The sequence below is a fragment of the Streptomyces sp. NPDC036815 genome (genome assembly GCF_055609205.1).
On sequence record NZ_JBVJPW010000001.1, the window covers coordinates 547,362 to 570,894 of the forward strand.

The window sequence follows — 23,533 nt, forward strand, 5'->3', positions numbered from 1 at the left end:
ACAGGGGGGCGGGGGACAGGGGGGGTGGCTCTTACAGCGGTGCCTGCCAGGTCACCGTCGTGCCCGCCTCCACGCCGTCCGTGTCCCCGTCGTCGTACACCGTCAGGCGTACTCCCTCCCGCCGGTCGGGCAGCGTCGCCTTCGCGTCGATCGCCACATCGACCCGGGTGACGCCGGTGCGGCGCGACGCGGCGGCCAGGGCCCGGCGCAGGGCCGCGAGCAGGTGCCCCGCGGTGGGCTCCGTGACCTGGGTGTCGACGGCCCCGGCGAAGTGCACCGACGGCTGGATGCCGAGGACCGCGGCCGCGCCCGCCGTCTCGCGCAGCACCTTGCCGCGGAAGGTGGCCGGGGCGTCGGCGGGCGGCTGCTGGAGCGCGAAGATGGCCGTGCGCACCTCCTGGATGGTGGACTCCAGCTCGTCCACGGCGTGGTCGAGCGTGGACGCGACCCGCGTCGACCGGGCCCTGCTGCGGGTCGCGTCCAGCATCATGCCGGTGGCGAAGAGCCGCTGGACGACGAGGTCGTGCAGGTCGCGGGCGATCCGGTCGCGGTCCTCGAAGACCGCGAGGCGCTGCCTGCTCTGCTGGGCGTCGGCCAGGACGAGGGCCAGCGCGGCCTGCGAGGCGAACTGCGTGGCGAGCAGGCGCTCGGCCGAGGTGTAGGCGGGGGCGCCGCGCCTGCGGGGCAGCGCCAGGGTGCCGATGAGGCGGCCGCCGGCCTGGAGCGGCAGCATCATGCTGGGGCCGAAGCGGACGCGGACGTGCGTCGTCATGCGGGGGTCGGTCGCCGAGTCCTCGATGAACACGGGCTCCCCGCCGAGGAGCTTCTCCAGCACCTCGCTGCCGGGCTCGATGGTGGTGCCGATGAGGTCGTTGTGGGCCGGAGGGTACGGCCGGGGGGCCGGCCTCGCGGGTGCCGTGGTGGCCGGAGGTGCCGTGGTGGTGGGAGGCGCCGTGGTGGTGGGAGGCGCCGCGGGGGCGGCGTGGCCGGGCCGCGTGCCCGCCGTCGTGCCCCAGCCGTGCGGCGCGCCGTCCGTGGCCGCCGCGACGATGCTCATGCCCCCCGCCTCCGTGGGCTGCAGGATCACCCCCGCCGCCGCGCCCGCGAGGAGCCGCGCCCGGTCCGCCACCGTCATCAGCGCGTCGGCCGCCGCCTCGCCGGTGAGCAGGGCCGTGGTGACCGCCGCCGCGCCCTCGATCCAGCGCTCCCGCTGCCGGGCCGCCTCGAAGAGCCTGGCGTTGCCGATGGCGATGCCCGCCTGGCTCGCCAGGACCCGCAGGAGCTGCCGGTCCTCCTCGGTGAAGGGGCCGTCCCGCGGCTCTCGCGCGAGCAGGAGCGTGCCGAACGGCTCGTCGTGGACCTGCACGGGTACGTCGATGACGGTGCCGTCGGCGGTGGGCCGTACGGCCGGAACCCCGTCGGGGAAGCGGCCGGGACCGCCCGCCACGAAGAGCTCCTCCGGTCCTTCGTGGCCGGAGGCGTCGACCCCGAGCGTGCCGAACTCCGCCCCGGTCAGCCTCGCCGCGCTGTCCACGATGTGCTGGAGCGTGGCACGGAGTTCGAGGTCCGTGCCGACGCTGAGGACGGCTTCGAGGATCGGCTGCATCGAGGGCGGCGCCGTGTCCGCACCTTCGGGCGTCTCGGTCACGTACGGCGTACTCCGTGGTCGGGGAGGCTGTCCGGTCAGCCGGACAGCGGAGCCAGGGACAGCGGCTGGATCTTGCCCTCCAGCATCGCACCGAGCCCCAGCACGGCACACACATCGGGCCGTTCCGCGATGTGTACGGGCATTCCGGTCGCGTCCCGCAGCATCTGGTCCAGGCCCGGGAGCAGCGCGCTGCCGCCGACCATCATGATGCCGCGGTCGGCGAGGTCGGCCACCAGATCCGGCGGGCAGTCGCGGAGCACCTTGCCGATGCCGTCGAGGACGGCGGTGAGCGGGGTGTGGATGGCATCGCGGACCGCGGCCGTGTCCACCTGGACGGAGCGGGCCAGTCCCGTCGCGACGTCCCTGCCGTGGATCTCCGTCGACTCCGGGCCGTGCGGCGTGAGGCCGTTGCCGTGCAGGGCGAGCTGGAGGGGGCGCACGGACTGGGAGGGCAGCATCAACTCGTGGTGGTGGCGCAGGTGCTGCACGATCGCGTTGTCGATCGCCTCGCCGCCCACCGGGACCCGCTGAGCGGTCACGATGGCGCCGAGGGAGAGGACCGCGACCTGCGTGGTGGCGGCGCCGCAGACGAGGATCATCGTCGCCTCGGGGCGCTCCACGGGAAGTCCGCAGCCGACCGCCGCCGCGATGAGCGTGTCCACCAGCTCCACGCGGCGCGCGCCGAGCCCGACCATGGTCTCGGTGGCGGCGCGCTGGGCCAGGGGATCCGCGTCGTGCGGGGTGCAGACGGCCGCGCGCAGCCGGGGCTTGCGGCGCAGGGTGCGGCGGAGCTTCTCGCCGATCAGGTTGCGCAGCATCCGCTGGGCCATCTCGATGTCGACGACGGTGCCGCCGGAGACGGGGCGGACCACCCGGATGTAGCCGGGCGTACGTCCCGTCATCTGCTCGGCGAAGTGGCCGACCGCGATGAGCGCGCCCGTACGCGTGTTGACGGCGGCGGCGCTCGGCTCGTCGACGACGAGTCCCGCGCCCTTCACGAACACCCGGGTCCTCGCGGCTCCGAGGTCGACGGCGATGTGACAGCGGCGCAACTGCTCCAGACTGACGGTCATGGCAGATCCTCCCGAGAGCGCAGACCGTACGGACCGTCGGTCGGCGGTCCTGTCTCGCATCGTGCGACGGGTGCGGGCGGCTCGCGCGCTGGGCTGAGCCGAGCGGGGTGCCGCCGCACGGGTGGTCTTCCGTCCCGCGGGAGCTCTCAGCTCTCACCTCTCGCGCAGCGCGCCCGCCACGTCCGACAGGAGTCCGCGGGTGAACCGCGCCCCGGCGTCGATCAGGCGTCGGCGCGCCCCGCCGTCGGCCGCCATCCCGATGAAGGGGATGCCCAGGCTCCGTGCCGCGGCCGCCTCCGCCGCCGACGAGCCGACCATGACGCAGCGGTCCGCGGGCGAACCCAGCCGGTCGAGGGCCCGGCGCAGGCAGTCGGGGTCGGGCATGAGGAGGGTGAGGTCGGGGGTGCGGCCGTGGACGGCGGACTCGGGGACGGGGAGGCCCCGGGCTGCGAGGTACGAGGTGACGGCGCGCGGTGAGACGTCCGTCGCGACGGCCAGGCGCGGGCCTCCCGGCCCGGCCAGGGTGCGCAGGGCGTCCGGGACGAGACCCGCGGGGCCGGGCGGGTTCGCGGTGGCCGCGGCCCGCAGTTCGATCGCTTCGAGGCGGGCGTGCAGCTCCGGGGGGAGCGTGGGGTGCCGCGCGAAGGCGCGCAGGATGTCCAGGGGGTGGATCCGGTCGTCCGCGAGGGAGGCGGTTCCGCCCGAGGGCAGGAGGGGGTCGCCCGCCTCGGCCGACTCGGGGCTGCGCAGCTCGGCGATCAGGGCGGCGAGGGAGCGGGCCGCGTCGCGCGCGGTGCGGCCCGGGTAGAGGTGGGCGAGGGTGCCGTCGAAGCCGAGGATCACGGAATCGACGTCCCGGGGGAGGCCGCCGGGTTCCGGGGCGGGGCCGGTGGGCGGGCGAGCGGTGATGCCGCAGTACCAGTCGTCGGACTGCGGCACCGGCTCGAAGTGTCGTGCCCCCGCCCGGCCGGATGCGTAGAGCCGGTCGTGCAGGTCGCTGGAGACGATGACCACGGCCCGGGTGCCGGTGCGGTCGAAGAGGTGGCGCAGCCCGGAAGGGAAGGAGGGCGCGGACACCGTCGGGTCCGCGTCGTGGGTGACGGTGACCCCGAGCCCGAGCGCCGGGAATCCGTCGAGCGCGGCGGGCAGCCCGTCGACGGTCGTGAGGAGCACCTGCAGGACGTGGACCTCGGGCGCGACGGTCACGTCCCAGCCGCGCGGGCGCGGCCGCATCTCGAAGCGGTCCGGGCCGATGCCGCCCGCGACGAGGAGGTGCGAGACGGCGCGGCCCAGGCTCTGCAGGGTGGTGTCGGGGGACTCGGCGGGGCGCGCCAGATACTCGAAGGAGACGGTGGTGGCGGGAGGCGAGGGCTCGCCGGACGTGCCGCTCGTCGCGGCGTCGAGGGTGTCGGGGCGGGCGCCGGGGAACCGCTCGTGCGGGGCGAGCCCGTCCTCCTCGACGAGCGACAACTCCGTGAGCAGTTCGTCGAGTTCGGCAGGGTCCTGCTCGGCACCCTCCAGCTCCTTGGTGAGTTCCCACTGCAGGTGGAGGAGGGACTGCCGCAGGGCGCGGACGGTGGCGCGGGCTTCCTCCGCCGCCGGGCCCGGGACGTCCTCCAGAGCGTCGCCGCCCCACAGGCTCAGCGCGGAGGCGACGCGGTGCAGGGCCTCTTCGAGGTCGCCCCCGCGGCGGTGTGCCTCCGCCTCGGCGGCCAGTCTGCGGCAGTGGAACAGGTCGACTTCGTTGACGTCCGACGTGAGGGTCAGGGCGTATCCGTCCCCTGCCGTCGCCGCCACCGAGTCGGGGCCGAGGGTCTCGCGCAGGCGGGCGGCGGACAGGGCCAGCAGGTGCGAGGCGTTGGCTGGGGGAGCGTCTCCCCAGATGCCCTCCGCCAGTTCCGCCTCCGGTACGGCGCGCCCCTCCCCGAGCAGCAGCATGCAGAGCATCGCCCTGCCCCTCGGCTCGCCGATGGGCAGGGGCCGGTCGGCCTGCGTGACGCTGAGCGGTCCGAGCACGGAGTACGTGCGTGCGTGCATCGAGGGCGAGGCGAGCTGCCTGAGCCGTCCGATGCCGCGGCGGAGCACGGTCGCTTCGCGGGAACGCAGGTCACGCAGGGCCGCCAGCAGGGTCTCCGCGGCCTGTTCGCTCAAGGAATACGCGTGCTGGGGCCGCGTGGGCCCGGGGCCGGCCCTCCGGTGGGACTCGGGCTGCCAGGGATCGTCGAACGACACGCCCTCCGTCGGCTCGTACATCTGGCGGACGAGGCGGCCGAGCACGTGGAGTTCGCCCGCGCGGACCGCTTCACCGAACGGGGTGAGCGTGAAGCCGCACAGCACCGGGCCGCCCGGTGAGATCCGCACGTTGGCGGGAGAGAGGTCGCCGTGGACCATCTCCTCGGCGTGCAGGGCGGCGACCGCCTCGGCCAGCCGCGGCACGATGTCCATCAGACGGTCGGCGGGGAGCCCCCGCGGGTGGTCGAGGAGCAGCTCCTCCAGGCTCGGCCCCTCGATGAACTCCATGGCCAGGTAGGGAACGCGGCGGTGGAAGCCGTAGTCGTGCACGGCCGCCACGTTCGGGTGCCGGAAGCGGGAGAGCCGCCGCGCCGCGTGCACGAAGTCGAGGCGCAGCCACTGGGGAGCCCGCAGGAAGCGCTGCACCACGACGGTCCGGTGCTCGTCGCCCAGGTCCTCGGCCCGCCAGACGCACCCGCTCAGCCCGATCCGCCCCAGGCCCCGGTAGCGGCCACCGACCAGCGGCCCGCGGCCCGGCTCCGCGGCCTGCATAAGGCTGTCGGGCGCCTCGGCCTGCGGGGCGCGGACCGGGGCGCCCAACTGCCGTACGGTGTCCGGCGTGACGGTCGCGAACGGCTCCCACGCGGGTCCCTGTACCCCGGCCCTGGTCCCGGCACCGCCCCCGGAACCGACCCCGGCGTCCCGCCCCGAGCCCGGCACGCGCGCCATCGCCCGCAGCTCCCCGGGTGCCGTCCCCGCCCGGTCGTCGATCAACTCGCCGGTCCGGGCCAGCAGTTCGCGCGTACGCCCCCGCGCGGTGCGCGGCAACGTGCGCAGCAGCACCTCGCGTACACCGTCACGGAACGCGTAGGAACCCGGCGCGGCGGCGGGCCCCTCGGTCAGCATGCCGCTGAGGATCACCTCCGCCAGGTGCTGCGGCCGCGGCCGGTCCTCCACGGCGGCCTGGACCAGGCGCATGACCGCCAACCGGGGTTCGCCCACGGCCAGATGGCCCGCCAGGCGGAAGGCCTCGGGGGAGGCCGTGGACCGGAAGCGCAGAACGAGGTCTTCGGGGGTGAGCCGTGTGACGTCCTCCGTGGGTGCCTCCTCGCCCGGGTACGTGGAGGGCGAGGCCGGCTCGCGCCCCAACCAGCCCACCGACGCGGGCAGTTCGACTCCGCTGCCGTCCGCGACCAGTGACGCCCAGTGGGCGAGCCAGCCCGGCGCCGGTTCCAGGACGGGGACCGGCAGGGCGCCGGGCGGCGACGGCTCGGCCGTGTACGGGGTGAAGGTGAGGGCGCCGGAGGCGGCGGCCGGGTGCGGGGCGGCGAGGGAGCCCGGGGTCGTGGGGAACGCCGTGGTGCGCCAGAGGCGTTCCGGGAGCGGCTGGAGCACGGCCAGCGGCATCCGTGCCGCCCACCGGCGCAGGGTGCGGTACCAACGGGTGCCCGCCGCGCCCTGCCGCCACTGCGGGCCCATGCAGTCGCTGACGAGGAGGGTGACCGTGCGGCCGGTGGCCGGCGCGGCGCCCGCGCGGGGCGGCACCGTGCCGTCGGGGGCCGCGCGGTGGAGCTCGACCGTGCGGAAGATGCCGGACTGGGCGAGCGCCGTGTGGAGTTCGTGGACCAGCGGGTGCCAGACCGGCATGGTCGGCCCGGCGTCGCACACCAGCGACAGCCGCAGCCAGCGCTCCTGTGCCGGGCGCAGCACCGGCAGCCAGCCCCAGGGGTGCCCGCCGACGCGCGCGATGCGGTGTGCGGTGGCCTCCTCGTCGATGACGTGCCCGACGGGGGAGGGGACGCGGCGCTTGAGCGGGCGCAGGGCGCGTTGCAGCGCCAGGGGGTGCGTGACCATCGGTGGGACGGGCACGCGCAGGGCGGTGTGGCGGGTCTGCGGAAGAGGTGTGCGCGGCGGTCGGGGCGTCTCGGCGGCGGTGGGGGCGCCGCCCGCGTCGTCCGGGGCGCGTCCGTCGCTCCTGGGCGTGGGCAGGTGGAGCGGCACCCGGTCGTCCGAGGGGGCGGCGGGGTGCGGTGGCGCGGCTGGGGGCGTCGTCGACGGGGTGTCGGGCGACGGCGGTACGTCCCCGGGAGCGCTCGCCGTCGTCGCCGGGGCTCCCTTCTGCGCCGCAAGCCACAGCAGTTCGGCCAGTTCCACGGGGGTGGGCGGGGTGCCGTCCGCCGCCTGGGTCAGCACGTCGGAGAGGCGGGCCAGGGGGCCTGGATGCCGAGGCGCGTCAGAGTTCATCGGGCCCCGGATCCGCCGACTGCGTGAGGTAGGGCATCAGCTGCTGGGCGAGCTCGTCGCGGGAGGCGGCGTCGATGCCCGCGGCGCCGGTCAGGTAGATGGCGTTGAGGAGTTGGTCGGTGGCGAGCTCGCCGCCGGTGCCACGCTCCAGGAAGCGGGTGATGAGGCCGCGGGCGTAGGCGTCGGGTTCGCCGAGGTGGGCGCGGACGATCTCCTCCAGATGCTCGTCGCGCGGCTGGCGCAGCCGCAGGGTGACGCAGCGGCGCAGGAAGGCGGGCGGGAACTCGCGTTCGCCGTTGCTGGTCAGGACGACGAAGGGGAAGGCGCGGCAGCGCACCCGGCCGCGTACGACGGTGACCGGGTCGTCGGAGCCGTCGGCGGGCAGGCTCGCCTCGGGGGTGTGCTTGGCGATCCGTACCAGCTCGGGGATCTCGTACTGGCCCTCCTCCAGGATGTTCAGGAGGTCGTTGGGCAGGTCGAGGTCGCTCTTGTCGATCTCGTCGATGAGGAGGGCGCGGGGGCGGGCGTAGGGGAGGAGCGCGGTGCCCAGCGGTCCGAGGCGCAGGTGGTCCTCCACGCCCGCGCTGTCGGCCGGCCGCCCGTCCCGGTCCGCCGCATCGCCGCCGGACCGCGCGGAGCGGGCCGCGCGGCCCGCCGCGTACAGCCGGGAGAGCGGGTCGTACTGGTAGAGCCCGTCGTGCAGGGCGCTGCGGCTGGTGATGTTCCAGCGCAGGACCGGGCCGAGGCCCAGCTCCCTGGCCACCGCGTACGCGAGGCTCGACTTGCCGCTGCCGGGCGGGCCCGTCACGAGGAGGGGGCGGCGCAGGTACAGCGCGGCGTTGACCAGCTGTACGCAGTTCTCGGTGGCCCGGTACGTCCGGGCCCGGTGCCTGCGGTCCGGTGAGGTCGCGGAGCCGTCGTCCTCGGGGACGGGGAGGACCGGACCGCCGTCGAAGGCGCGCCAGGGCGGCGGCGGGGGCAGCTCCGTGATGCCGTCGTGGGGCTCGTTCGTGCCGGTGTAGACGGGCCACAGGGACATGATCCGGGTTTCTCCGTAAGGGCTCGGGCGGCGCGGGGCATCGGGAGGGGGCGGCGTCGGGGACGGGTCACGCGACGGGTGAGTGCAGGTGGGGCGGGGGTGGTCCGGGCAGGCAGCGGGGGTCGTCCCAGAGGAGCTGTACGTCTCTGGCCCAGTGCGCGTCCGGGTCGTCCGAGGCGTCGGCCGTCTCCCGCAACTCCAGGATGGCGCGGGGGAGTTCGGTCAGTGACAAGCCATCGATGTGTGCGGCCACACTGTCCAGGAAGGCGGACCCGGCGCAGCCGCCGGTGCCTGTACCGGGACCGGCGCCGCCGCCCGTACCGCCCCCGTCGTCCCGCTGGTGTGCGGCGCACCCCGAGCGCGGCCACAGCACCACCGGCACGGGCGCGTTGAGCGTCGCGTCGAAGTGCGCGCCGACCGCGGCCTCCCGCGGCGGGAGCGTGAAGCCCGCCAGGTCGGCGTCGTCCTGGCGCAGCCGGTACCTGAGCCGGTTCGGCTTCTCCTGGGTGCCGCACTCGACGCGGTACAGCGGCGCCGCGGGCCTGCCGTCGACGTGCTGCCACTTGCGGGCCAGCTGGTGGCGGAGCCCTCCCGTGCGCCGCGCGCGGTCGGCGACGACCAGCGGGTACGAGCAGCCGAGCGGGGTCGGGTCGTCGGAGCCGCGCCCCCACTGCGCCACCGGCATGTTGAGCAGCGTGCGGGGCAGCACGAAGGCCAGTAACTCCTCGGCGTCCGGCGCGAGATGGGAGAAGGCGTCGTCGACGCTCGCCTGGACGTAGGCGGGCACCCGGTCGCGCGCCAGGGTGTGCGAGGCGACGGGGTGGCGGTGGCCGTCGCGGCAGGCGGACACCTCGACGAGGACCTGGTCGCCGCCCGCGCCGCTGTGATCGATCTCGACGAGGATCGGCGACCAGGCGGGCGGTGGTCCGCCGGGGGACGGGGAGAGGGAGGGCGCGGGGGCGGCGGGCGTGGCGGTCGCGTCGAGGAGGTCGTCCAGGCGGTCGGTGAGCCGGGTCACCGCGGCCGGGTCCTCGACCTCCGAGAGGACGTACCAGGCCGCCGCCCAGAGTGAGGCGAAGCCCTCCGGCGGCACGGGCGGGCCGAGCGGTCCCACGGCGTCTCGGTACAGCCGTTCCGGGCCGGGCGCGCCACCGGTGCCGGCGGCGACGACCCTGTCCACCAGCGCGCGTAACCGCTCCTTCGCCGCCCGCCGGTGGCCGGGCGTGGGGACGAGGTCGCCGAGCGGCGGCCAGTAGCGGGCCATGACGGAGGTGGGGAGCATCCTGCCGTTGCGGACGCCTGCCCCGCCCGCGGCCGCCGACACCATGCCCACGACCCGGCCGGAGTCGGCGAGCGTCACCGCGGCCCCGCTGAACCCCGGTGCCAGCGGCTGCCCGTGGGCGCTCCACGCCTCCAGCTGGACCCATTCGTCGGCGATCAACTGGGCGGCCGTGGCGCGGTACTCGGCGAGCGTGCCCTCGTCGTACCCCTGGGGGAACCCGTAGACGAGAAGGCGGGGCCGGGGGTGGTCGTAGGCGTCCTCGGGCAGGGCGAACTCGGCGGGGGTGACCCGAACGGGGTGCTCCAGTTCGAGCACGGCGAGGTCCCCGGCGTCGTCGTGGCGGCCGCTCCAGCCGCCGTGGGCGCACACCGTGGCCGGAACCGTGCCGAGCCCCCTGTGGTGCGGGAAGGAGACGGCGATCTCGCGGGCGCCGCTGTCGCGGACGACGTGCGCGCAGGTGAGCAGGTGCCGCTCGGAGACCAGGAACCCCGCGCCTGTCTCGCGGCCGCAGTCGATCCGGGCGTGCCAGGACGTACTGCTCATGAGGTGGCGGAGGGCTCCGGCGACGGCGCACGGGTCGCCGCCGCCGACGGGGCGGCGGGCTCCGGTGGCGGCCCGGACGGCGCGGCGGCCGCCTGCTCCCCGATCCGGGCCCCGGCCCGCGGGGGCGCATCGGGCGACCAGGTGAGCCGGACCACGAGGTGCCCCTCGGCCTGCCCCTTCACGATGACGGCCCCGGTCTCCGCCGACATCCGCACCCCGAACTCGATCTCGACCGAGTCGGGCCGCAGGCTGCCGTCGCGGAACACGCGCAGCGCGGAGGCGGCAGCCGCCCGTGCGCCGTCCAACGAGGCCTCGAACGTACGGGCGGCCAGGGCGGGGCCTTCGCCGCGCGAGACGAGGCGGGAGCCGGACCCCTCGTCCACGTCCGCGACGACGACCCGCGCGCCGTCGTCGGTCGTGAACTCCACCAAGCCATCCATGTGACGCCCCCGTTGAGCTGTGTCGATGTCGCGCGTCTGCCAACGGCATTGTTGCGGACCGGCCTTGCGGCTGTCATCCGCTCCTCGCCTTCGACGGTCCGGGGGCGTGGCAGCGCGCCCCTGGCGGGAAGGCGCCCTGGCGGCTTCCCGCCACGCACGGCCAACTCACGTGCGCCACTGGGGACTCGACACTCTTTGCAGCACCCGGGCACCACCCCCGCCCGGGTCCGACGAAGAGAGGCAGCCCCATGACCAGAGCTCCCGTGCGGCGAAGAGCGCCGCTCGTGGCCGCCGCCGGTCTCGCGTTCGCCCTGCTTCCCGCCGGGCAGTACGCCACCGCCGACGCGAACCCGGACGGATCGGCGGCCCCGACGGCCCCGGCCACCCCCACCGCGCGCGCCGCCCGGACCGTCACCCTGATCACCGGGGACAGGGTCACCGTCCACCGGCTCCCCGGAGGCAAGCAGTCCGTCACCGTCGAGCGGACCCCCGGGGCGAGCGGGGCGGTGCGCAGCCAAATCTCGGGCGGGCACGTCACCGTCGTACCGGACGAGGCACGGCCGTATCTGCGCGCGGGCACCCTCGACGAGCGGCTGTTCGACGTGACGGAGCTGATACGGCAGGGCTTCGGCGCTTCCGGAGCGGGCGGGGCGGGGCCGAGGGCCGGGAAGGCGGGCGGGGCGCTGCCGCTCATCGTCACCTACGACAAGGGCGCGGACCGCGCGGCGCGCGAACTGCCGCGCGGCGTGGCGAAGGTGCGCTCGCTGCCCAGCGTCGACGGCGCCGCCGTGCGCGCCGAGAAGCCGGGTGCGCTCTGGCGGTCCGTGCGGGACAAGGCGTCCGGGATCGGGAAGGTGTGGCTCGACGGGCGCGTCGAGGCCGACATGGCGCAGAGCAACGCGCAGATCGGCACCCCGGAGGCGTGGCAGGCCGGGCTCACCGGGAAGGGCGTGAAGGTCGCCGTCCTCGACACGGGCGTCGACACCGGGCACCCCGACCTCAAGGACCGCGTCGGCGAGACCAAGAGCTTCGTCCCCGGCGAGGACATCGCCGACCGCAACGGTCACGGCACCCACGTCACGTCGACCGTGGGCGGCAGCGGCGCCGCCTCCGAGGGGAACAAGGAGAAGGGCGTGGCGCCCGGCGCCGCGCTCGCCGTCGGCAAGGTGCTCAGCGACGAGGGCTACGGCAGCGAGTCGGAGATCATCGCGGGCATGGAGTGGGCCGCCGGGGACGTCGGCGCCAAGGTCGTGTCGATGAGCCTCGGCTCACAGGAGGCCAGCGACGGCACCGACCCGATGGCCGCCGCCGTGAACTCCCTGACCGAGCGGACCGGCGCCCTCTTCGTCATCGCGGCGGGCAACACCGGCGCGCCCTCCTCCATCGGCTCGCCCGGCGCCGCCGACTCCGCGCTGACCGTGGGCGCCGTCGACTCCGCCGACGGGGCCGCGTACTTCACCAGCCAGGGGCCGCGCGCCGGCGACCACGCGCTCAAGCCCGACCTGTCGGCGCCCGGCGTCGACATCCTCGCCGCCCGCTCCGGGCTGACCGGCGGCGAAGGCTTCTACACCGGGATGAGCGGTACGTCGATGGCGACCCCGCACGTCGCGGGCGTGGCCGCACTGCTGGCCGAGAAGCACCCGGGCTGGACGCCCGCGCGGCTCAAGGACGCGCTGATGTCCACGTCCAAGCAACTGAGTTCACCTGTATACGAGTTGGGCGCCGGGCGGGTCAGTGTGCCCGACGCGATCGGGGCGCGGGTCACCGCGAGCGGCAGCGTCGACTTCGGCTTCTACGGCTGGCCCTACGACGCCAACAAGCCGGTCACCAAGACCCTCACCTACACCAACACCTCCGACGAAGCGGTCGAGTTGAGCCTGGCGGCGCAGGGTGCCGCCGACGGCGTGGTCGCCCTCGCCGACTCCACGCTCACCGTCCCCGCGCACGGCACCGCGTCGACCACCGTCACCGGTGACGGCGCGCAGGCGGCCGTGGGGAACACCAGCGGCCGGGTCGTCGCGAGCATCGGCGGCAAGGAGGTCGCGCACACCGCGTTCGGCCTGGTCAAGGAGGAGGAGCGGTACACGCTCACCGTCCACGCCAAGGACCGCGACGGCGGCGCGACCGCCGCCGACCTGGTGGTGCAGCACCTGGTGAAGGACACCGACCCCTTCCCGGCGTCCATCGGCGAGTCGGGCACGCTGAAGCTGCGCCTGAAGCCGGGCACGTACGCGCTCACGTCCTTCCTCGACGTGCGCGGCGGCAGGGGCAAGGACTCCCTCGGCCTCGGCTTCCTCGCCGCCCCGCAGATAAAGCTCGACCGCGACCGCGACGTCACGCTGGACGGGCGGCAGTTGCGGGAGATCATGGCCGAGGTCGGCCGGCGCACCGAGACCCGCCAGCTGCTCATGGAGTACGACAGGAAGGCCGGCGGCGCCGACCTGATGGGCGCCGTCCAGGTGCCCGTGAAGTACGACAGCGTCTTCGCCGCGCCCACCGAGAAGGTCACCGAGGGCAGCTTCGAGTACCGCACCGTCTGGCGCCTCGGCAAGCCTGTCGTGGACGTGAAGGGCGTGCGCGAGGCCGTGGCCCAGCCCGGCGGGACGATCGCCGCGGGGCGCCACACGTGGGCCCTGGTGGACGCGGGCGACGGCACCCCGGCCGCGTACGAGGGCAAGGACGTGCGGGGCAGGGCGGCCGTCGTGCGGCGCACGGCGGATGTCACCCCGGCGGAGCTCGGACAGGCCGCCCAGGACGCGGGCGCGCGGGCACTGTTCGTCACGGATGACAGGCCGGGGCGCCTCAACGCCTGGTTCGGCACCGACGACAACGGGGAGCGGCCGCTGCAGATCGCCACGGTCGACGCGGCGGACGGCGCCCGGCTCCTCGCGGCGGCGAAGGCGGGCAGGAAGGCCAAGAGCACCGGCACGCCCGACACCCCGTATGTGTACGACCTCTCCGAGGGGCACGAGGGCGCGGTTCCCGGGGACCTGACGTACGAGCCGAAGAAGAGTGAACTGGCCGTGGTGGACAGCGCGTTCCACGCGGTGAAGCCCGCCGCGGGCGGCGAGTACCGGTACTCGGTCACCGACACCTTCCCCGTCGGCCTCGGCTTCCAGGAGAAGATCGACTATCCGGCCGAGCGCACGGAGTACGTGTCCGCGGGGGCGGGCCAGAAGTGGCACGAGTCCGTGTCCACCGGGCCCGGCGCGCTGGAGGAGCGGAGCGGACTCGTCACGTACGAGGGCGGCAGGCACACCGAACTCGACTGGTTCAAGCCCGTGTGGCACCCCTGGCTCGGCACCGGGCTCGGCTGGGGCCAGACCCGCACCGGCAACGACCTGGAGTTCAACGTGCCCGGCTGGGGCGACTCGGGGCCCGACCACACGGGCTTCGGCGACGTGTGGAACGAGGACTCGATGACGCAGGTCAGCGAGGTGTTCGTGGACGGGGTGAGCGCCGACCGGCGCAAGAGTTCGGGCGTGTACGTGTGGGACGCGGATCCCGCCGAGCACACCTACAAGGTCGTGACCGATACGACGCTGTCCCCCGAGCGGTGGGTGCTCGCGACGAAGGGGCACGCCGAGTGGACCTTCCGGTCCAAGGAGACGGCCCCGGACAAGAAGACCTTCCTGCCGCTCCTCAACCTCGGCTTCGACGTGGATACGTCGCTGGCGGGGGAGGTCAGGGGTGGGCGGTCCGTGGCCGTCGGAATCTTCGCCGAGTACGTCGAGGGGGCGCCGGGCGGCGGTGTCGTCGGGGGCGGGAAGCTCTCCGTGTCGTACGACGAGGGCGCGTCATGGAAGGCGGTTTCGCTGGAGCGGGACGCGCTGGCGCGGGACGGCGAGAAGGCGGCCTGGAGCGGCAGGTTGAAGGTTCCCGCGGGCGCCGAATCCGTGTCGTTGCGGGCGTCGGCCAGGGACGACCGGGGCGGGGTGGTGTCGCAGGAGGTCATCCGGGCGGTGGGGGTGAGGTAGGGGACCTCACGGCCTGGTGCAGGAAGTCCTCGGTCGCCGGACGGGCCGACACGCGTCAGCCCGTCCGGAGCGCCCGCTTCAGACCTGCGGCAACGCCCGCTTCATGATCTTGCCCATGTCGTTGCGCGGCAGCGCCTCCAGGTACCGCACCACCCTCGGCCGCTTGTGCGGCGCCAGGCGCGCCGCCACGTGGTCCGCCAACTCCTTCTCCGACGGCGGGACGTCCGCGTCCGCCGGGACGATCCACGCCACGATCCGCTCGCCGAGGTCCGGGTCCGGCTCTCCGGTGACCGCTGCCTCCCGCACCCCCTCGTGCTCCAGGAGCGCGTTCTCGATCTCGCCCGCGCCGATCTTGTAGCCGCCGCTCTTGATGAGGTCGGTGGCCTTGCGGCCGACGATGCGGACGTAGCCGTCGGGGTCGCGCACCGCCATGTCACCGGTGCGGAACCAGCCGCCTTCCGCGAAGGCCCGGGCCGTCGCGTCGGGGCGGTTCAGGTACTCGGTGAAGAGGTGGGGGCCGCGCACCTGGATCTCGCCGACCGCCTCGGGGTCGTCCGCGGGCAGCTCCTCGCCCGCCTCGCCGACCAGGCGCAGCTCGACGCCGGGCAGGGGCACGCCGACCGTGCCCGCGCGCGGTTCGCCGTCCGCGCGGACGCTCGTGTTCATGAGCGTCTCCGTCATGCCGTACCGCTCGATGACGTGGCGGCCCGTGGCGCCCGTGATCCGGTCGTGGTCGTGCACCGGGAGCGCCGCCGAACCGGACACCAGGAGCCGCGCCCCGGCCAGCGCCTTCGCCAACTCCGGTTCGCGGGGCAGTGCTTCGGCGATGCGGTGGTGCATCGTGGGCACGCCGAACAGCATCGTCGCGCCCGAGCCGAGTTCGCGCGTCACGCCCTCCGTGCTGAAGCGGCCGAGGTGCCGTACGGAGCCGCCGCGCCGCAGCGGGCCGAGGATGCCGAGGATCAGGCCGTGCACGTGGAAGAGCGGCAGGCCGTGCACGAGGACGTCGTCGCCGGTCCACTGCCAGGCGTCCGCGAGCGCGTCCAGGGTCGAGGTGATCGCGCGGCGCGGCAGGACGACGCCCTTGGGCGGGCCCGTGGTGCCGGAGGTGTAGACGATCAGGGCGGGGGTCTCGGGGTCCGGCTCGGCGGGGAGGTCCGCCGGGTGGGCCGGGACGCCCTCGCGTACCTCGACGTCGAGGCGCGTCGGACCCGCGAGCGCGGGCGGCAGCTCGGCCCCCGGCTCGGCGAGGACCAGCGACGGCGCGCTGTCGCCGAGGATGTGCGTCAGTTCGGAGCCGCCCGACTTGGGGTTGAGCGGCACCGCCGGTACCCCGGCGAGCAGCGCGGCGACCACGGCGACAGCGGTCTCCAGCGACGGGGTGGCCCAGACGGCGACCCGCCCCGCGCCGTCCAGGCGGGCCGCCAACGCGCCTGCGTTCGCCGCGAGTTCGGCATACGTGAGGGAGCGGTCACCGAAGCGCAGCGCCTCGCCGCGCGGGGCGGTCAGGGCCGGGAAGAGGGGATCCACGTGTCGTAACTCCTCGAAGTCTGCTCGTCGTCCGTGTGCTGTGTGCGTGTCGTCCGTGTGCTGTCCGTGCGCGATCCGCGCCGGTCGCGCTGCCAGTGTGACGGTTCTGTCCGTTCTGCCTGCGCGCCCCGTGCAGAGCCTGTGCAGTCTCTGCACCGGCGCGTAATGAGAGCGTTACGCCGCTGAAGGTGCGGTGTCACAGTGATCGCTGAGGCTGATGTGACCCATTGGCCCACCTTCCCGCACCTGCGAACCCCTAGGAAGTCCGGTCCTCCCCCCACAATCCGAACAGGATGGGACCACCTTCATGTCTGATGTCCTGAGGCGTCCCGACGCCTCCCCACCGGTGCTCGTACCGCACCGGTCCACCCCCTCCGAATCCGCGCCGCCGGGCCACCCCCACGTGCTCGCGGTCGGCGCCCCGGGACCCGGCCGGGAACAGCTCACCCGCACCCTGCGCCGCACCGGCCACGAAGTCACGCACGCCGTCCCCGGCGACGTCCGCCGTCAGGTCAGGCTGGCTCCGCCCGACGCGATCGTCGCCCTCGACGGCGGGCCCGACGGCCGCAGCCAGGGCCGCGACGTCATCAGGGAGGTGCGCGCCGACCCGGCGGGCCAGGCGCTGCCGCTGGTCATGGTCACCGCGGAGCGCGCCCCCGCGACGGCCGCCGAACTCCTGCGGTACGGCGCCGACGACTGCGTGTCGGAGGCGTTCGACCCGGACGAGCTGTCCGCCCGCATCGCGGCCAAGCTGCACCGGGTGCCCGTCCCCGTCGAGCAGTTGCTGCTCGACCCGCGCACCGGCCTGTACTCGGCGCCGCACTTCATGGCCGAGCTCGACCGGGAACTCCAGCGGCCCGCGGCCGCCCGGCGCGGCGGCATCCTCGCCGTGGTCCGCGTCGCCGAGACGGAAGCCCTGGAGACCCGGCTCGGACCGCGCGTGCGGCGCGAGATCGCGGAGCGGCTCGCCCAGGTCGGCGAGCGGCTCGGCAACGTCTGCGACCGGCTCGGCTGGGACGACGAAGGGAGCCTCCTCGTCCTGATGCCGGGCGTCGACGAGGAGACGGCCACCGCGAGCCTGCGGGAGTTCGCCGTCTCCGTGGCAGGCACCCCGTTCGTCGTCGCGGACGAGAACGTCCGGCTCACCCCCGCCGTCGGCTGGGCGCCGCTGTCGGCCTGCACCGGCAAGGGCGCGAGCGCCCAGGCCGCCCAACAGGCCCGGGACGCCGCCGAGGAGGCCCTGCGCCACCGCGACCTGCGGCCCGTCCGCTACGAACCGTGGATGCGGACCACCGCCGCGCACAGCCACCGCCGCGCCCGGCCGGGCCTGCGCGCCCTGCTCGCGGCGGTGACGCCGCTGCTCTCGCCCGTCCTGATGGCGGCGCTCGGCGTGGGCGTGCCGTTCCTGCTCTACCAGCAGGCGTACGCGGCGGGCTGGGACGCCGCGGCCGTCGCGTACTGGGTGGTGGTGGCGGGTCTGGTGACCTCCGCCCTGCTCATCGTCCTGGAGTGCCTCTTCTCGCTCGACGCGAAGCCGCGTCCGGCCGCGCCCGGCCGGCCCTACCCGGTGGCGAGCGCGGTCATCGCGGCGTACCTGCCGAACGAGGCGGCGACGATCGTCGACACCGTCGAGTCGTTCCTGCGCCTCGACTATCCGAACGAGGTCGAGATCGTCCTCGCGTACAACACCCCGCACCCGCTGCCCGTCGAGGAGACGCTGCGGGAGATCGCGCGGCGCGATCCGCGGCTCGTGCTGCTCCCGGTGCCGGGCAGCACGTCCAAGGCGCAGAACCTCAACGCGGCGGTGACGCGGGTGCGCGGGGAGTTCGTCGGCATCTTCGACGCGGACCACCATCCGGCGCCGGACGCGTTCCGGCACGCCTGGGACTGGCTGTCCAACGGCTACGACGTGGTGCAGGGCCACTGCGTCATACGCAACGGCGAGAGCTCCTGGGTCGCCGAGCTGGTGGCCGTCGAGTTCGAGGCGATCTACGCGGTCAGCCACCCGGGCCGCACCCGGCTCTACGACTTCGGCGTCTTCGGCGGCTCCAACGGCTTCTGGCGCACCGACCTGCTCGCCCGTACGCGGATGCACGGCTCGATGCTGACCGAGGACATCGACTCCACCCTGCGGGCCCTCGGCGCGGGCGCGCGCATCGCCATGGACCGCACCCTCGTCTCGCGCGAGCTCGCCCCGACACTCCTGAAGCCCCTGTGGAACCAGCGCTCGCGCTGGGCGCAGGGCTGGCTGCAGGTCTCGCTCAGACACCTGTGGCGGGGCCTGCGTTCGCCGGTCTTCACGCGGCGCCAGAAGGCGGGCCTCTTCGTGCTGCTGGGCTGGCGCGAGGTCCAGCCGTGGCTGACGCTGCAGATCCTGCCCATCCTGCTGCACGCGGCCGTGCGCGCGGGCGGCGCGGACCACCTCGACTGGGCGGTGCCCGTCTGCGTCGTCGCGGCGGCCGTCACGATGTCGGCGGGTCTGGTGCAGGCCGCGTTCGCCTGGCGGCTCGCGGTGCCCGAACTGCGCCGCCGCAGGGCCTGGTTCTGGCGCTATCTGTTCGTGACGACGTTCTTCTACACCCACTTCAAGAACATGGTGGCGCGGGCCGCCCATCTCAAGGAGGCGCTCGGCGACCGGCAGTGGCGGGTGACGCCGCGGGCCGCGGCCGCCGAAGCGCCCGCCGCCGTCGGCGAACCGGCCGGGGCCGGAGGGGGTTCATGACCTCGCTCATCGCTCCCGGGACCACGGCGCCGCCCCGGGCCCCCGGGCACCGGGAGCCGCCGACCCGCGGCCGCGCGCCGGAGCTCCAGGGCTTCCGCGGTCTGGCCGCGCTCAGCACGGTGACCTTCCACGTCTGGCAGCAGTACTCCACGTACGACGCGTCGGGCGCGCGTCCGCCGGTCGACAGCCCGTACATCGGGGCGCTGCTCTCCCTCGAAGTGATCGACCTCTTCTTCGTGATGTCGGCGTACCTGCTCACACTGGCGTACGCGCGGGCGGCCATCGACGGCGAGGAGGGCGCGGTCAGGCCCGGCAGGGTCTTCCTCTTCCGGCGCGCGATCCGCATCCTGCCGCTGTACTTCCTCGCGGTCCTGGTCGTCTGGTCGACGCGCAATCCGACGCTGCCCGGGGACTGGCGGGACCTGGTCGAACACCTCACGTTCACCCACGTCTTCGACCGTGAGCGGATCTTCTACACGCTCGGCCCGAGCTGGTCGCTCTCCCTGGAGGTCGCCTTCTACCTGGTGCTCGTGGCCCTCGGGCCGCTCGCGGTGCGGGCCTGCCGCGGGCTGCGCACCCGGCGGGCCCGGGTGGCGCTGTGCGCGGCGGGCTGCGCGGTCCTCTTCGCCGTACCGCTCGGCTGGATCTCCTGGGCGCACTACGTCCTGGACGTGCCGCACACCGACTGGCCGGTGTACTTCGGTCCGCAGGCCCGCTTCGGCGGCTTCGCGGCGGGCATGGCCCTCGCGGTCCTGCTCACGGCGCTCGGCGACGACCGGGGCAGGCTGCGGGCCCGCTGGGCGACCGCCCTGTCGGCCGCTTCCCTGGCCGGCCTGCTGACCCTGTCGTACCTCAGCGCGCCGGAGAACACCGCGCAGACCTTCTACCATCCGGTCGCCGGCGTGCTGTGGTGCGCGCTGCTGTACGCGACGCTGCACGTCCGGCGCGGAGAACGCCAACGGATGCGGTGGCACGGCCTGTTGCGGGCCCGTTGGGCCACGGCGGTGGGGCTGGTCAGCTACAGCCTCTACATCTGGCACGAGCCGGTGATGCTCCAGCTCGACAGGTCCGGCCTGCTGCCGTCGGCGCGGGCGGGCTTCCCGGTCGCGGCGCTCGTCGTGGTCCTGGTGGCCCTGGCGGTCGGCACGGCGAGCTACTGGTGCGTGGAGTACCCGGCGAGTCTGCTCGGCCGGGCGAAGGACGGCAGGGGGCGGGCCCGGGAGTTCTACCCGGAGGCCACCACGACCCGCTGAGAGCCGGACACACGGCGACGCCGCCTCCCGTGGGACGGGGGAGGCGGCGTCGCTGTCGCTCGCGGGTGACGTCAGACCAGCCAGCCGAGGAAGTGGGCGAGACCGGCGACGACGTCAGTGATGAGGTTCATGGTGGTGCTCTCCTTGTGGGACTTTCAGGAACGCCGGGACCCGGGAACACGGGCCCGGTCACCCGGCCCCGTACGGGACACGGGCCGGGGCGAAGTCACGGTCTGCAGCCCGTCGCTTGCGCACCGTAAGCATCGTCAATCACACGCCTCACGCGCAATCCCCGGCGCGACGATCACCTGTTCCAGGGAACAACTGCCCAGTCGTTCGCATCCGTTGTTCGCATCGGTTGTGCGCCCCGGCTCTCAGGTCAGCAGCACGCCCACGTACGAGATCCCCGCGATCACGCACCACGAGACGAGCCCGAGCGCCGCGACCCGGCCGCCGGTGCGGGTCAGGGACGGCAGGTCGACCGCGCTGCCCAGGCCGAACAGGGCGGCGGCGAGCAGGAGTTCCTGAGCCGTCTGCGCGACGTCGATCGCCGTGCCGGGCAGCAGGCCGGTGGTGCGCAGGGCGACCATGGCGAGGAAGCCGACGACGAACAGCGGCACGAGGGGCGGCCGTTTGGTGCCCGCGGCCGACCCGGACCCGCGCCCCTGCCGCCGCCGCGCCCGCACCGAGAGCGCCACCGCCGCGACGAGCGGCGCGAGCAGCGCGACCCGCATCAGCTTGACCAGGACCGCGTCGCCGAGCGCCCCGGCGCCCGCGGTCTGCGCGGTCGCCACGACCTGGCCCACGTCGTGCACGCTCGCCCCGACCCAGCGGCCGAACTCCGCGTCGCTGAGCCCCAACGGGTGCTGCAGCAGGGGCAGTACGGCGATGGCGAGGGTGCCGCACAGGGTCACGAGCGCCACCGACGTGGCCGTGTCCCGCTCGTCGCTCTCGGACACCTCGCTGACCGCGCCGATCGCGGACGCGCCGCAGATCGAGTAGCCGGTGGCGATCAGCAGCGGCTGGTCGCCGCGCAGCCCCATGCGGCGGCCCAGCCACCAGGTGCCGAAGAAGGTGACCGCGACCACGCAGAGGACCATCGCCACCGAAGCCCAGCCGAGTCCGAGCACGTCGTCCAGGCTCAGCTTCAGGCCGAGCAGCACCACGCCGACGCGCATCAGCCGCTTCCCGGCGAACGTGAGCCCCGCCTTGCCGGGGCCGCGGACGAACGCGTGGGCGGCGCCCGGCAGATGGGCCGCGGCGATGCCGAGGACCACGGCGGCGGTGAGCATCGGCACGCCGGGCACGAGGTGGTGCACGCCCCAGGCGACACCGACGCCGAGCGCGGCGAGCGCCAGACCGGGCGCCTTGCCCGGCGGGCGCACGACGGACGGCTCCGCCGGTGCCGTACGGGAGGTCGGGCGCTGCCCGAGCAGCGCCATTACCGGTCGGCCGGGAGCTCGTACACCCGGCGGACACTGCTGCCGAGCCGGGCGATGTCCGCGCCGTAGACGTGGATCGATATCGCGCGCGTCCCACAGGCGTTCCACACCCGGTGGATGTCGCCGGGCGGCGCGAAGCCGCAGACGGAGCCCTGCGGATTGACGACGTCCTCGGTGGCGACGAGCCGGGCGGCGCCGCCCGGCCCCGCGGCGGGCACCAGACGGTAGCGGCGCTCCTGCTCCTCGCCCTCGTGCACGCCGGTCACGCACCACGAGACGTGGTCGTGGACGGAGGTCCGCTGCCCCGGCAGCCAGACCAGCGCCACGATCGAGAAACTGCCGTCCTGCTCGGCGTGCAGGACGTGCTGGCGGTAGTGGTCGGGGTCGCCCTCGCTCTGCTCCTCGGTGAGCAGATCGGCGCCGCCGAGGTGCGGGGCGAGCCGCTCGCCGACCAGATACGCGGTCAGGTCGGGAGGCAGGCCGCGCCCCACGGCCTCGCGCACGTCGGCGACGAGGGTGTCGAGGCGCTCTGTGGTCCGGGCGGCCCGGTACGCGGTCGGAGTGCTCATACCGGCAGCGTCGCGCCGCGCGATCCATCACGTCCAACGACAGTCTTTTCGCCACCCTGCAACTTCCGCTTATGGATCGCGCGAAGGCGCGGGGCGCGGAGGGGGAAGCGGGGAGGGGATGGGAGGGAAAGTGGGAGGGGGAGGGGAGGCGGTGGCCTCTCAGCAGCCGACGCGGTTCGCGGCCACGGTCTTCAGCTCGTCCAGGACCAGCGCGGTGGCCGGTATCTGCAGATGGTCCCTGAGGACGTACGCCGAAACCTGACGCCGCGAGGCCGGGTCGAGCGCGCGGCCCGTCACCTTGCCGTGGCAGAGGAAGTTCAGGACGAGCCCCGGCATCATCGCGACGCCCAGGCCCTCGGCGACGAGACTCTGCACCACCAGGTTGTCGTCGGTGGTGAAGGCGATCTCGGGTGCGAAGCCCAGCTCGGCGCACTCGTGCAGGAAGTTGGCGCGACAGCGCGGGCAACCCGCGATCCACCGCTCCTCCGCCAGCTCGGCGAGCTTGACCGAACGCTGCCGCGCCATCCGGTGCCCGGCGGGCAGCAGCACGGTCAGCTGGTCCTCCATCAGCGGGATCTCGACCAGTTCGGCGGGCACTTCGTCGTGCAGACCGGGATAGGTGAAGGCGAGCGTGATGTCGCACTCGCCGCGCACCACGCGGCGCAGCGATTCGGGCGGCTCGTCCTCCAGGAGCTCCACGCGCACGCCCGGATGCCCGGTGGCGAGCCGGGCCAGGGCCTCCGGGATGAGGGTCGCGTTCGCGCTGGGGAACGCGCAGACCCGCACCCGTCCCGAGCGCAGCCGGGTGATCGCGGTCATCTGCTGCTGAGCGGCGGAGATGTCGTCCAGGATGATCCCCGCGTGCCGGGACAGCGCCTCGCCGGCCTCCGTCAGGCGCATGCGGCGGCCGACGCGGGTGAACAGCGGGGTGCCGACGGACCGTTCGAGGGCCTTCATCTGCTGGGTGATCGCCGGCTGTGTATAGCCGAGGGAGCGGGCGGCCGCCGAGTACGAACCGGAGCGGACCACCTCGTGGAACGTCTTGATGTGCCGTGAATCGAACACCGCTGAATCATAAGCAGATGTTGGAGTCGGCGAACAAGGCCGGACCCGGGCTTTTGCCTCGCGGGCAAGAGTCGTCACGTGAGGTGTACGAGCCGCTACCTTGGGTGACTTCGCGGGACGCGTCGTGAGCGATCCGCATGGCGAAGGGCACGCACATGACGCGACGACGCACGACGAAGGTGACCACGGCGCTCGGGGCGCTCGGGACGGCAGCGGCACTGGCACTCTCCGTGCCGGGCTCCGCGTACGCCGCGCAGGGGGTCCTGACCGTCAACGGCCGCGACCACCAGAACCCCAGCGGCTGCTTCCCCGTGCCCCGCTTCCCGAGCTCGGTGACCAACCGCACGGACGCCATCGCCGAGGTCCACACCGGGCCGGACTGCACCGGCCAGGTCGAGGAGCTCGTGTACCCGGGCGTCACCTATCTCACGGAGACGGCGCGGAGCGTCTTCGTTCTCTGAGCCTCCCCGTTCT

General features: G+C 74.3%; 14 protein-coding genes. 4 read left to right on the forward strand and 10 right to left on the reverse strand.

Annotated elements, in window-relative coordinates; all coding sequences use genetic code 11:
* Positions 1-31: 31 nt before the first annotated feature.
* The 6 genes from ACZ69I_RS02435 to ACZ69I_RS02460 all read right to left on the reverse strand — a co-directional run bounded on the left by ACZ69I_RS02435 (position 32) and on the right by ACZ69I_RS02460 (position 10,489).
* Positions 32-1,606 (reverse strand): GAF domain-containing protein, encoded by a 1,575-nt coding sequence (locus ACZ69I_RS02435; RefSeq protein ID WP_470830642.1) that lies wholly within the window; start codon positions 1,604-1,606, stop codon positions 32-34.
* 77 nt (positions 1,607-1,683) lie between these two features.
* Positions 1,684-2,721 (reverse strand): rod shape-determining protein MreB, encoded by a 1,038-nt coding sequence (gene mreB / locus ACZ69I_RS02440; protein WP_467668874.1) that lies wholly within the window; start codon positions 2,719-2,721, stop codon positions 1,684-1,686.
* A 153-nt stretch (positions 2,722-2,874) separates the two neighbouring features.
* Complete coding sequence (locus ACZ69I_RS02445; RefSeq protein WP_470830157.1) at positions 2,875-7,197, reverse strand: SAV_2336 N-terminal domain-related protein; 4,323 nt, start codon at positions 7,195-7,197, stop codon at positions 2,875-2,877.
* Positions 7,187-8,236, reverse strand: a complete 1,050-nt coding sequence (locus ACZ69I_RS02450) for an AAA family ATPase (RefSeq protein WP_467668870.1) — start codon at positions 8,234-8,236, stop codon at positions 7,187-7,189. The genes ACZ69I_RS02445 and ACZ69I_RS02450 overlap by 11 nt, the downstream gene beginning before the upstream one ends.
* A gap of 67 nt (positions 8,237-8,303) precedes the next feature.
* On the reverse strand, positions 8,304-10,061 hold the full coding sequence (locus tag ACZ69I_RS02455; RefSeq protein ID WP_470830159.1) for a VMAP-C domain-containing protein: 1,758 nt from the start codon (positions 10,059-10,061) through the stop codon (positions 8,304-8,306).
* Complete coding sequence (locus ACZ69I_RS02460; RefSeq protein WP_467668866.1) at positions 10,058-10,489, reverse strand: CU044_2847 family protein; 432 nt, start codon at positions 10,487-10,489, stop codon at positions 10,058-10,060. Before ACZ69I_RS02460 ends, ACZ69I_RS02455 begins: the two co-directional genes overlap by 4 nt.
* 260 nt (positions 10,490-10,749) lie before the next feature.
* Between ACZ69I_RS02460 and ACZ69I_RS02465 the strand changes: the two genes are divergently transcribed.
* Positions 10,750-14,478 carry a S8 family serine peptidase gene (locus ACZ69I_RS02465; RefSeq protein ID WP_470830161.1) on the forward strand — a complete coding sequence of 1,243 codons (3,729 nt, stop codon included), beginning with the start codon at positions 10,750-10,752 and terminating at the stop codon, positions 14,476-14,478.
* A gap of 78 nt (positions 14,479-14,556) precedes the next feature.
* On the opposite strand, the gene ACZ69I_RS02470 is transcribed toward ACZ69I_RS02465, so the two are convergent.
* Positions 14,557-16,008, reverse strand: coding sequence for an acyl-CoA synthetase (locus ACZ69I_RS02470; protein ID WP_470830162.1), 1,452 nt, complete (start codon positions 16,006-16,008; stop codon positions 14,557-14,559).
* 307 nt (positions 16,009-16,315) lie between these two features.
* Between ACZ69I_RS02470 and ACZ69I_RS02475 the strand changes: the two genes are divergently transcribed.
* Together ACZ69I_RS02475 and ACZ69I_RS02480 are read left to right on the forward strand one after the other, a co-directional pair.
* Positions 16,316-18,730 carry a glycosyltransferase gene (locus ACZ69I_RS02475; protein ID WP_470830164.1) on the forward strand — a complete coding sequence of 805 codons (2,415 nt, stop codon included), beginning with the start codon at positions 16,316-16,318 and terminating at the stop codon, positions 18,728-18,730.
* The gene (locus ACZ69I_RS02480; RefSeq protein ID WP_470830165.1) at positions 18,727-19,983 is read left to right on the forward strand and encodes an acyltransferase family protein; all 1,257 of its coding nucleotides are present in this window, start codon (positions 18,727-18,729) and stop codon (positions 19,981-19,983) included. Before ACZ69I_RS02475 ends, ACZ69I_RS02480 begins: the two co-directional genes overlap by 4 nt.
* A gap of 374 nt (positions 19,984-20,357) precedes the next feature.
* On the opposite strand, the gene ACZ69I_RS02485 is transcribed toward ACZ69I_RS02480, so the two are convergent.
* The 3 genes from ACZ69I_RS02485 to ACZ69I_RS02495 all read right to left on the reverse strand — a co-directional run bounded on the left by ACZ69I_RS02485 (position 20,358) and on the right by ACZ69I_RS02495 (position 23,059).
* On the reverse strand, positions 20,358-21,425 hold the full coding sequence (locus ACZ69I_RS02485; RefSeq protein WP_470830167.1) for a YeiH family protein: 1,068 nt from the start codon (positions 21,423-21,425) through the stop codon (positions 20,358-20,360).
* Positions 21,425-21,994, reverse strand: coding sequence for a cysteine dioxygenase family protein (locus ACZ69I_RS02490; RefSeq protein ID WP_467668852.1), 570 nt, complete (start codon positions 21,992-21,994; stop codon positions 21,425-21,427). Before ACZ69I_RS02490 ends, ACZ69I_RS02485 begins: the two co-directional genes overlap by 1 nt.
* Positions 21,995-22,153: 159 nt before the next feature.
* On the reverse strand, positions 22,154-23,059 hold the full coding sequence (locus ACZ69I_RS02495) for a LysR family transcriptional regulator (RefSeq protein ID WP_470830169.1): 906 nt from the start codon (positions 23,057-23,059) through the stop codon (positions 22,154-22,156).
* A gap of 155 nt (positions 23,060-23,214) precedes the next feature.
* On the opposite strand from ACZ69I_RS02495, the gene ACZ69I_RS02500 reads away from it, so the two are divergent.
* Positions 23,215-23,520, forward strand: coding sequence for a hypothetical protein (locus ACZ69I_RS02500; protein WP_470830170.1), 306 nt, complete (start codon positions 23,215-23,217; stop codon positions 23,518-23,520).
* Positions 23,521-23,533 lie beyond the last annotated feature (13 nt).